This is a genomic window from Endozoicomonas sp. Z74 (assembly GCF_057680865.1).
The window spans coordinates 1-10,529 of sequence record NZ_JBLYZI010000146.1; the positions used below are offsets into that span (position 1 = coordinate 1).

The following is a 10,529-nucleotide window of genomic DNA, read 5'->3' on the forward strand; positions in this document are numbered from 1 at the left end:
CCGGAAATACCTTGTGCATCACCGGCAATGGGTGAGGGCGGCAGAGTTTTATGGAGGACACCGATCTGCTCTGGGGACATCATGGGTATGGACTTCAGGATGTCTTGGAATTGCTGAGGTTTCATGGCTGGAACTCCACTTTACACGACAATTCTCATGCTCAGGGAGTATAGACCATGTTAGCAACATTTAATTTGAACAGCGCCGGCGGTATTAATGCCCACTTCCCAGTGGGCGACCAGAAACTTTTTCGAGATGTAGATAAATTCAATTCAATCGGGTCTTCAATGGTCATAAAGCGCTGATTGCCAATATCAGGAAACCAGCATTTTTCATTATCTGTTTTTAGAGCAGAAATTTGATTGACATTATTACCCCTACAAAAGTCGGCCTCGAACGATTGTTAAATAAAAAAAATGAAATCTCTAAAAATCAACTTACTCCCTTCCAGCATATAAAATAAAAAAATCAAAACAAATAAATATCATAAAATCCAGCACTGCTCATTCAGGACACCTACAATGATTCTGGCTTAGCTAGTAAGACATGTACATTATTGGCAATAGCCAAGACAGCGAATAAATATTGAAACCATTAACGGAAAACTTTGAAATGAAGCACATTCGATTAATTCTACCGTTTTTTCTTATCAGTATCGCATTGAGTAGCCCTTCAAAATCTCAAACTATCTCAGAGCATCGTGAAGCGATGTCGGTAAGAGATGATGGCCTTATTGATAAAGAACTAGAAAACATTGATGAAAAAACCACATATTACCAGAATTTAGGATATTGCCACTATATAGTATTAGAAAATGCGTTAACTCTGTATAAATTGGAAGAAAGGATAGATCGACTAACTGCTGAAGCAAATGATAATGGAGTAGAGATCAGAACAAAAGTCTTTAATTGGGAAGAACATATGCATCGAAAAAAAGAAGGTACTGATGGACATGCATTATCTTATTACAAGAGAGCAACAACGAAGATGAAACCTTTTATAGTTCATTACCTTGAAAACACTCATGAGAACTCTATTTTAACTTATGATGAAAGAGAATCACTCGATAAACAGCTGCAGAAGGAAATAAATGAAATTATCGCCGAATACGCATCCTACTTTGAAGGGTCAACATTAGATTTTTGTGCGCGAGTTATGGATTATCAGTTCGAGGATTTGATTTTTAGAAGGGGGCAATGCCGAGAAATGCACTACACACTGGAAGGAAAAAGTAGCTCATTTGGTGGAGTACTTGATAGCCCGAAAACACTTATTCGCTGCACTCACGGTTATTGACACCGCAGATACAGAATAAACGCTCACTGTCCCCCCCCTCATCCCATTGAGGGGGGGCTGGTCAAGATTTACCCTTCAATAAACCCCATCATGCTGAATCGTCAGCTTACTGGACTTTTCAGACAGATAATCACCATCCACCTCAGAGCCCAGTTTGATCATCAATCTCAGGTCATTGGAGGAATCCGCATGTCGAAGCGCTTCTTCATACCCCACTTCACCACTGTTGTATAAATCAAACAGCGCCTGGTCAAACGTCTGCATGCCCAGGTCCCGGGATTTTTTCATCAGCTCCTTCAGGCTGTGAACATCCCCTTTGCGAATCATGTCCTGGGCCAGAGGCGTATTCAGCAACACTTCCACCGCCGGTCGACGGCCTGCGCCATCCCTGGCCGGGACCAGTTGCTGGGCAACAATGCCTTTGAGGTTCATGGACAGATCCATCCACACCTGACCGTGGTGTTCCGGGGGGAAAAAGTGAAGAATCCGGTCCAGGGCCTGGTTGGCATTATTGGCATGGAGAGTAGCCAGGCAAAGATGCCCGGTTTCAGCGAAATTAAGGGCGTGCTTCATGGTGTCCTGACTGCGGATCTCACCAATCATAATCACATCCGGCGCCTGACGGAGCGTGTTCTTCAGGGCCACTTCATAAGAGGCGGTATCAATGCCCACTTCCCGCTGGGTGATGATGCAGTTTTTATGCTGATGAATAAACTCAATGGGGTCTTCAATGCTGATGATATGACCCGTATCGTTCTCATTGCGATACCCCAACATGGCGGCCAGTGTCGTAGACTTGCCGGTGCCTGTAGCCCCCACAAGAATCACCAGCCCCCGCTTGGTCATGGTCAGCTCTTTGAGCACCTCTGGCAGTTGTAGCTCCTCAAACCCGGGAATCTTTTCCTCGATCCGCCGAAGCACCATGCCCGCCTGGTTTCTCTGCTGAAAGGCACTGACCCGGAAGCGCCCTACCCCGGTTTTAGCGATGGCAAAGTTGCACTCCTGCTTCAGCTCAAATTCCAGGCGCTGCTTCTCATCCATAACCCCCAGCACCATCTCTCTGGTCAGGGTGGTGGTCAGGGGTTGGCGAGTCACCGGCATCAGCCGTCCATCCAGCTTGATACTGGGTGGGAATCCCGCGGTAATAAACAGGTCTGATGCCTTCTTGTGGGCCACCAGTTTCAGTAATTTTTCAATATCCATATTCAGTCAGACTGCCTTTAGAAATGATCGGGATCCTTGGACTTCTCACGGGCCACATCCCGGGTCACCACCCCTTTACGAACCAACCCCTGGAGACACTGATCCAGGGTCTGCATGCCCAGAGCCCCACCGGTCTGAATAGCGGAGTACATCTGAGCCACCTTGTCTTCCCGAATCAGGTTACGAATACCTGGCGTGCCAATCATGATTTCATGGGCAGCCACACGACCACCGCCGCTTTTCTTAAGCAGGGTCTGGGAAATAACCGCCTGCAATGACTCAGACAGCATGGAGCGCACCATGGATTTTTCTTCCGCCGGAAACACATCCACAATCCGGTCAATGGTCTTGGCGGCGGATGTGGTGTGCAGGGTACCAAACACCATATGACCGGTTTCCGCCGCCGTCAGGGCAAGGCGAATGGTTTCCAGGTCCCGCATTTCACCCACCAGAATAATATCGGGGTCTTCACGCAGGGCAGAGCGCAGGGCGTTACTGAAGCTATGGGTGTCCCGATGCACTTCCCGCTGGTTGACCAGGCACTTCTTCGAGGTGTGGATAAATTCAATGGGGTCTTCAATGGTCAGGATATGCTGGTATTTGTTTTCATTGATGTAATCCAGCATCGCCGCCAGCGTGGTACTTTTACCGGAACCGGTGGGGCCGGTGACCAGCACCAGTCCCCGGGGCTTGATGGCAATATCCTTGAACACCTGCCCCATTCCCAGGTCGTCCATGCTCAGAACCTTGCTGGGAATGGTCCGGAAAACAGCGCCGGAGCCGCGGTTCTGGTTAAAGGCATTGACACGAAAACGGGCCACACCGGGGACTTCGAAGGAGAAATCAGTCTCCAAATGCTCCTCGAAATCCTTCCGCTGCTTGTCATTCATGATGTCATAAATGAGCCCATGAATTTTCTTCTGATCCATGGGAGGAAGGTTGATCCGGCGAACCTCACCGTCGATACGGATGATCGGTGGCAGGCCGGCTGATAAGTGGAGGTCCGATGCCCCCTGCTTGAAACTGAACGCTAGCAGCTCAGTAATATCCATTTATTATCCCCCTCACTCCTGGAAGCAGGTAAAATAGCCATTTTGCTCCGTAATGTACAACCTGATGACTCCATTACAAAACCGATTTCAACAGGTTTATGACCGAATTCAACAAGCCAGGCAGTCCTGCCATCGACAGGATGATGTTTTGCTGCTGGCGGTCAGCAAAACCAAACCGGCCTCTATGGTGCGCGAAGCCTGGCAGATTGGCCAGAAACATTTTGGTGAAAACTACCTGCAGGACGCCCTGGACAAGATCGAACAGCTGAAAGACCTGCAAGGCATCCAATGGCACTTTATCGGCCCGATCCAGTCCAACAAGACCCGGGACATCGCCAGTCACTTTCACTGGGTTCACAGTATTGACCGCCTGAAAATCGCGAAAAGACTGAGCGACCAGAGACCGGAAGGGCTTCCCCCCCTGAACATTTGCCTGCAGGTCAATACCAGTGGCGAAAGCAGCAAGTCCGGAGTCAGCCTGGATGCACTTCCGGAACTGGTTCAGGGAGTCCGGGAGTTGCCCGGATTAAAACTCCGCGGACTGATGACCATCCCGGCCCCCGAAAGCGATCCCCATAAACAGCGCCAGCCTTTCAGTACGCTGGCCCAACAGATGAACGCTCTGAATGAACAATACGCCCTGACAATGGACACCCTGTCCATGGGCATGACCGGTGACCTTGAGGCCGCCATTGAGGAAGGGGCAACTATTGTCCGGATAGGCACAGCCCTGTTTGGGGCTAGGGGCTGTTGATGTTTTAGCGTGAGCTCAGTGGTTCGTAAAGCGGCCTAACGCAAGGCGAACTGGCGCAGCGCGTAGTTATTCTACGTCAAGCCCAGTTCAACACAGTCGGAAGGCCGCTTTACGAACCACCCGAAGGGCCAAAACCAGCGCTTCCGTGCCATCGTTGCAGCAGCTTGAAAGACGACGGTATTCCTGCGCTACTGCGCCTTGGCACGAAACCGCTGGCTTTGGCTGAGCATACGACAAAACATCAACAGCCCCTAGGGATTATCAGCCTTAACACCTGTAGCGAAACAAATGCCTATCGCCAAACAAAAGCCCATAGCGAAAAGAACAGAAATGAGGTTCCTGTGACTGACACCACCATCGCCTTTATCGGCACCGGAAATATGGCCAGCAGCATTCTGGCGGGACTGGTCCGCAATGGCTGGCCGGAAGGCAACATCATCGCCACCGCCCGCACCGAAGAAACCCTCTCCAGCATCCGCCAGCAATACGGTGTCCAGACAACCCGGGATAATCAACAGGCGACCCGCCAGGCCGATGTGGTCATGCTCTGCGTGAAGCCACAAATGATGAAGTCGGTATTAACGGAACTGGCACCCGCCCTCAAGACAGGAACACTGCTGATCTCCGTGGCCGCAGGAATCACCATGGGCAGCCTGGAGCAGTGGTCTGGAAACAGCCACGCCATCGTCCGCTCCATGCCCAACACCCCTTCCATGGTTCAGTGCGGAGCCAGTGGACTGTTTGCCAACCCACAAGTCACTGAGTCCCAGAAAAGCCTGACCCAGACCATTTTCAGTGCCATTGGCCTGGCGGAATGGGTGGAACAGGAAGCGCTGATTGATGCCGTTATTGCGGTTTCCGGCAGTGGACCCGCCTACTACTTCCTGTTTATGGAAGCCATGAAAAAGGTCGGTACAGAACTTGGCCTGCCCCCGGAAACCGCAGAGAAACTGACCCTGCAGACCGCTCTGGGGGCCGCCAGAATGGCCAGCGAAAGCGGAGTGGATGTAGCTGAACTCCGGCGCCAAGTCACTTCACCCAATGGCACCACCGAGCAGGCTATCAATACATTTTTGGAAGGAGACCTGCCCGGCCTGGTGGGGAAAGCCATGGAGGCAACGGTCAAAAGGGCTGGAGAGATGGCCAGGGAGTTGAGTGACTGAAGCAGCGCTCCCCGGCGCCATTACGCAACCAGGCCACCAAGATGGTAGAGGCCTGGTTGCTCATTGCTTGCGGTTTAGCCTTGATTAATATACTGATTTTTATGATGTTATTTCAGATATAAGAATTCATTTTCGTACTTGAAGGCTTGGTATTGAAACTTTCTCCCTTACGAGCCCCTTTAACAGGACTACTATCTGGTCATATAGGAAAGGAGAAAACTTATGGCTTCACATATTTTGACAGATATCGCTGCAAGCATTTCTGAACTTAAAGCCAATCCCATGAAAGTTATAGCCAGTGGTGAAGGCTTACCCATTGCCGTGCTTAACAGGAATGAGCCTGCATTTTACTGCGTTCCAGCTAAGGCTTATGAAGCAATGTTGGGACTCATCGAAGATATGGAACTTTTAGATCTCGTTAAAGAAAGAGCTGACGAAGAATCTGTGAAGGTTTCACTCGATGATCTATGAGCTTGAGTTCAAAAAACCTGCCCCGAAAGAGAGAAAAAAGGAAAAAAAAGGACACCCTTTTTTTAAAGAGCAGCCTGAAAAGAGTATCTGCACTTGTTGACACATCCCAGTGGAGTTCTCGTATCGACACAAGTAGATACAGAAAAGGATGATTCATGGAAACTGAAATCAAGCGGTGGGGCAATAGTGCAGCGGTCCGGATTCCTGCCAAAATCCTCGCCAAGGCGGGTCTTGAGGTGCATAGCAGTATAGAGATAGAAGCCCAGGATGGTGAGATCGTTATCAAACCTGCCAGCTCCCAAAGAAAGTACACAATGGACGAGCTGTTAGCTGCCAGCCCAGCCAAATCCTTCATTCTGGATGACGAAGATCAGGAATGGCTCAATGATGCACTAAAGGGACAGGAGCTTCTGTAGTGGCCTATATTTTTGACCGTGGCGATGTGATCTGGATTGACTTTGACCCACGACATTCAAAAGACACGGACCGCCTTGGTGTTGTCTCCAAAGGTGTTTAATCAGAGGACAAAGTTGGTTCTGGTTGCCCCCATTACTTCCACTGTTCGTGGTCATGCCTTTGAGGTCTCACTGGCTGGCGCCCATGTCTCAGGCGTTATTTTATGCCAGCAGACCCGGACAGTTGATTACAAGGCCAGGCAAATTAAAAAGGTAGAAAAAGCGTCTAAAGCGGTTATTGATGAAGCGCTGTCAAAAGTCAGGGCAATTGTCAGCTGAAAGTTAAATAGTGCCTAAAAAAGAAAAATGCCAATATCTGCCAATAACCACTAATATTTAAGCATAAATCCACTATAGGAGCCTGTTATGGCCACACTCAATATTTCACTGCCCGACCAGCTCAGGGACTGGGTTACCCAGCAAGTCAAACAAGGCGAATACTCCAGTGCAAGCGACTACCTTAGGGATCTGATCCGCAACGATAAACGCCAGCAAGAACAATCTGCCAAATGGTTGAAGAACCATCTTGACCCCATGCTAAGTACGCCCGAAGACGAGTTTCAATCACTCAACGCAGATGATATCAGGGCAAGGGCCAGAAAGAGGCTGAAAACACCCGGAGGTGATGAGTGAGCCAACTCTACCGTTTTCACCCGGTAGCCATCGCTTAACAGGAAGAGATCTGGCTGTATCGGTATGTTTCAGATCAGATCTTGGTTACTACAGATTATTATCAGTGAGGTCAGTTTTTTTCCGAAATAAGAAGCACTGTGTATTTGGAAACTGTAAAATCCCCTGACTACCCACCCTCTGATATTTTACTGATCCTGTCGTTTTTGCACTGAAGCATGGACATACCCTCACGTTTGAATGAGTTTCTTGATGAGTTTTAAAGGCTTTGTTTTAATGCCCGGTTGGGCACATTTATGGATGTCCTTTATTTTTTTTCTTATTTTTTACTGCAGAAATCTTAAGTAACCTGACTGAGGCTATTTCATGGAACTCTATCGGTGAAAATGGGTATAACTCATCGCTGTTAACGGGTCATCTCAAACCGGTGGAAGCAGGTCATTTCAAATTGGTGGTAACGGCGCTGTTCAAATTAAGTGTTGCTCTACCCAATGTATAGAAACTTGATCTAAAAAAGCCTCCTCTGAGAAGAGTTGAGTTTTAAGAAACCTTTTCCACCCGAGGTAACGAGACAGGTATTTTGTTGCAACGCCTCTGAAATGCATTAGTTCAGATCTGATCTGACAATTCCCTCTTCAAAAAAGGGAAGGGTTACCGATTTAGATAGAGGGTGAAATCACTGAAATCTAAATCGTAAAAAGGTAACCCTTATGATTCATACTAATCAAAAAGTGATCAAGCACAAAGTCGGATTGCTCAACCTGGCTGATGAGCTGGGTAACATCTCCAAGGCCTGTAAAACCATGGGTGTGTCCAGAGACACCTTCTACCGTTACCGGGATGCCATCGATGAAGGTGGCGTAGAGGCGCTGCTGGATCAAAATCGGCGTGTTCCCAACCTGAAAAACAGAGTGGATCCTGAAGTTGAGCAAGCCGTTCTTGAGTATGCCGTCGAAGATCCTGCTCATGGCCAGGTGCGGGTATCCAACGAGCTGCGTAAAAAAGGCGTTTTTGTCTCACCCAGTGGCGTTCGGAGTATTTGGGTGCGCCATGATCTGGCTAACTTCAAACAGCGCCTGAAAGCCCTGGAAGAAAAAGTCGCCAGAGAAGGCATTATCCTCACGGAATCACAGGTCAGGGCTCTGGAGCGCAAGAAGCTGGACGATGAAGCCTGTGGTGAAATTGAAACGGCTCACCCGGGTTACCTTGGCTCTCAGGACACCTTTTACGTGGGGACGTTTAAAGGCGTTGGCCGTGTGTATCAACAGACCTACGTGGATACCTATTCAAAAGTGGCTCAATGCAAGCTCTACCAAACCAAAACTCCGATTACTGCCGCTGACCTGCTCAATGACCGTGTTTTGCCGTTCTATGAGGCTGAAGAGCTACCAATACTGCGTATTCTGACCGACCGTGGAACCGAGTACTGCGGCAGGGCAGATCAACATGACTACCAGCTTTATATCGCGGTTAATGAGATAGAGCACACGAAAACCAATGGGATCTGTGAGCGATTCCATAAAACCATTCTGCAGGAGTTCTATCAGGTGGCTTTGAGGAAAAAGCTGTATACGTCTCTGGAAGAGCTGCAACAGGATCTGGACGAATGGCTGATTCACTACAATACTGAGCGAACCCATCAGGGTAAGCAGTGCTGTGGAAGAACACCAATGGAAACCCTGTTGAATGGCAAAGAGATCTGGAAGGAAAAATTTGTAGCCTGAATTTGACCTGACAGACACCCTCTGGAAAATCGGTGACTGTCAGATCAGGTCTGAACTACTACAATTTATGGATCAGGTTTCACCATTATCGGTAAACCGCCCGGTGCTGACCCGCACGCCGGGTGGTGTGGGGAGAGCTGGAGAGAAGCCAGCTCTTACCCGATTTATGCTTCTGCTTCGATAGACTCTTCAGTTTCTGCTGGCTCTGTGACGTATGTAAGAAAAGCTTTAAAAGGATGTTTTAGTATTTTATGCAATTTCAAGGCTCTAGCAGTGAAGGAATCAAGCTTATCGATTAACTCGCCTATTCGCTTGATAACTTCACCATTGTTTTCTGACTCTTTTTTCAAGCTGTCTTGGTTGGCATATACTGCACCAACTGTAGCTTGTAGAGCCTCTTTAACGCCTTTCGCCCCTTTGATTTTATAATGTGATATAGCTCTTTTAATTCTAATGATTTCATCAAGCAAAATTATCTTTACCTCTTCAGAAATCTTAGCGCTTTCTAAGAGGTTGTTAATTTCATCAATCTTATTTTTTATATCTTCAATGTCTTCATTGGCAAGAGCTTCTTCTTGATAGTAGTTTCCTAAATAATGAGCGCAAAACTCAAGTCTTGTCATTGCTTCATCCGTGATTTTTGGCTTGAAGTTATTCCATGTTGCATCCAGATTTAATGGAAATATTGCTGATTCAAGAGTTTTAAAGGATGATAAATAAATTTCATTGCTATCACTTTCTCTGAGCTTAATCAGCTTCTGAACTTCTTGTGATAGTGAGTAAACCTCTAAAACAGCTTGAGTTACTTCAGAATCATCATTTTCATTAACTGCCAGAGCTTCAGCCCATATCTTTCTGACTTTAAGATTATCCTTCTGAGGCTTTATTTCTTTGAAGATTTTATGAAGTCTTCCTGCTGGGTTACTCTGATCAATCATCCTTACTCCTTAATTTATGTTGAAGCATAACGCCTAATTCAAGGGTGCCGCAGGTATCCCTTGGATTTTTTTGTTAGGGTTCGATTTCGGTGTTTCTTGTGTTGTACATGACTCTTTTGCCTGCTTGAATGACATCATGTTGGTATCGAAGTATGTCTTTTACTTCTGATGATTCCCAGCCATTAGATGCTAAGGACAACCTATTTACAGCTCCGTTAAGTACAGCTTGCTCTTTGATATTTTCATTCAACATTAAGTTTAGCTGATGTGTTATTTTTACTACCGAAACACTGTGATTCTTTGAGCTTACTTCAGGATCAGTTTCGTATAATAACTCAGATATGAGTTTTTTAACTTCCCTATTCCACTCGATATATATTTGGTTATTTTTATCCAGGTTATATTGCGCTTGAATTTTCTTTGTTTCAGATTTGATCAAATAAAAGGTCGCAACAAACTGGCCAAATAATGATATTAACGCAACGAAAATCATTCCTATTACAGTATATTTTGCTGCTTCAACCGAAGCGTCAGGGTTACTCGTGATTACCTCTGTAAATTTCAACAATAAATCCAGAACTTCTTTTTCTGTCATTTTAAACTCAACTCTACGATAAGAACCTGGTGTTACCCACTAAAAGTGGACACCTATTGTTGATTTACTTCTTCAAACTTAGCAGGGCTAAGATAACCCAGTGCTGAGTGACGTCGAGTTCTGTTATAGAACATTTCGATGTACTCGAAGATACTGGATCGGGCCTGATCAAGTGTTTGAAACCGCTCCGCATAAACCAACTCAACTTTGAGTCGACTAAAAAACGATTCCATAGCCGCATTATCCCA

Annotated in this window: 13 protein-coding genes; 8 read left to right on the plus strand and 5 right to left on the minus strand. The window is 47.0% G+C overall.

Annotated features, from left to right (window positions below):
- Window positions 1-585: 585 nt before the first annotated feature.
- Complete coding sequence (locus ACNRUY_RS24475) at window positions 586-1,296, plus strand: hypothetical protein (protein WP_488114289.1); 711 nt, start codon at window positions 586-588, stop codon at window positions 1,294-1,296.
- 75 nt (window positions 1,297-1,371) lie between these two features.
- Here the strand turns inward: ACNRUY_RS24475 and ACNRUY_RS24480 are convergent, their stop codons facing one another.
- Both ACNRUY_RS24480 and ACNRUY_RS24485 read right to left on the minus strand, forming a co-directional pair.
- A complete protein-coding gene (locus ACNRUY_RS24480) occupies window positions 1,372-2,499 on the minus strand; it encodes a PilT/PilU family type 4a pilus ATPase (RefSeq protein ID WP_488114290.1) in 1,128 nt (375 codons plus the stop codon).
- A 17-nt stretch (window positions 2,500-2,516) separates the two neighbouring features.
- Window positions 2,517-3,551 carry a type IV pilus twitching motility protein PilT gene (locus ACNRUY_RS24485; protein WP_488114291.1) on the minus strand — a complete coding sequence of 345 codons (1,035 nt, stop codon included), beginning with the start codon at window positions 3,549-3,551 and terminating at the stop codon, window positions 2,517-2,519.
- A gap of 64 nt (window positions 3,552-3,615) precedes the next feature.
- Between ACNRUY_RS24485 and ACNRUY_RS24490 the strand changes: the two genes are divergently transcribed.
- The 7 genes from ACNRUY_RS24490 to ACNRUY_RS24520 all read left to right on the plus strand — a co-directional run bounded on the left by ACNRUY_RS24490 (window position 3,616) and on the right by ACNRUY_RS24520 (window position 8,748).
- Window positions 3,616-4,305, plus strand: coding sequence for a YggS family pyridoxal phosphate-dependent enzyme (locus tag ACNRUY_RS24490; protein WP_488114292.1), 690 nt, complete (start codon window positions 3,616-3,618; stop codon window positions 4,303-4,305).
- Between the two features lie 341 nt (window positions 4,306-4,646).
- Window positions 4,647-5,468 carry a pyrroline-5-carboxylate reductase gene (proC, locus tag ACNRUY_RS24495; RefSeq protein ID WP_488114293.1) on the plus strand — a complete coding sequence of 274 codons (822 nt, stop codon included), beginning with the start codon at window positions 4,647-4,649 and terminating at the stop codon, window positions 5,466-5,468.
- 222 nt (window positions 5,469-5,690) lie between these two features.
- Entirely contained in the window at window positions 5,691-5,939 is a 249-nt protein-coding gene (locus tag ACNRUY_RS24500; RefSeq protein ID WP_488114294.1) for a type II toxin-antitoxin system Phd/YefM family antitoxin, read from the plus strand.
- 155 nt (window positions 5,940-6,094) lie between these two features.
- Window positions 6,095-6,355 carry an AbrB/MazE/SpoVT family DNA-binding domain-containing protein gene (locus ACNRUY_RS24505; protein WP_488114295.1) on the plus strand — a complete coding sequence of 87 codons (261 nt, stop codon included), beginning with the start codon at window positions 6,095-6,097 and terminating at the stop codon, window positions 6,353-6,355.
- Window positions 6,356-6,448: 93 nt separating this feature from the next.
- Complete coding sequence (locus ACNRUY_RS24510; protein ID WP_488114300.1) at window positions 6,449-6,673, plus strand: type II toxin-antitoxin system PemK/MazF family toxin; 225 nt, start codon at window positions 6,449-6,451, stop codon at window positions 6,671-6,673.
- Between the two features lie 87 nt (window positions 6,674-6,760).
- Window positions 6,761-7,027 carry a type II toxin-antitoxin system ParD family antitoxin gene (locus ACNRUY_RS24515; protein ID WP_488114296.1) on the plus strand — a complete coding sequence of 89 codons (267 nt, stop codon included), beginning with the start codon at window positions 6,761-6,763 and terminating at the stop codon, window positions 7,025-7,027.
- Window positions 7,028-7,734: 707 nt separating this feature from the next.
- Window positions 7,735-8,748: an IS481 family transposase gene (locus ACNRUY_RS24520; RefSeq protein WP_488114297.1), complete on the plus strand. Its 1,014-nt coding sequence runs from the start codon at window positions 7,735-7,737 to the stop codon at window positions 8,746-8,748.
- A gap of 164 nt (window positions 8,749-8,912) precedes the next feature.
- Here the strand turns inward: ACNRUY_RS24520 and ACNRUY_RS24525 are convergent, their stop codons facing one another.
- From ACNRUY_RS24525 to ACNRUY_RS24535, 3 genes are all read right to left on the minus strand, one after another.
- Window positions 8,913-9,686 (minus strand): hypothetical protein, encoded by a 774-nt coding sequence (locus ACNRUY_RS24525; protein ID WP_488114298.1) that lies wholly within the window; start codon window positions 9,684-9,686, stop codon window positions 8,913-8,915.
- A gap of 73 nt (window positions 9,687-9,759) precedes the next feature.
- A complete protein-coding gene (locus ACNRUY_RS24530) occupies window positions 9,760-10,281 on the minus strand; it encodes a hypothetical protein (RefSeq protein ID WP_488114299.1) in 522 nt (173 codons plus the stop codon).
- A gap of 53 nt (window positions 10,282-10,334) precedes the next feature.
- On the minus strand, window positions 10,335-10,529 hold a 195-nt coding region (locus tag ACNRUY_RS24535; RefSeq protein ID WP_488113191.1), incomplete at its 5' end, for an IS3 family transposase.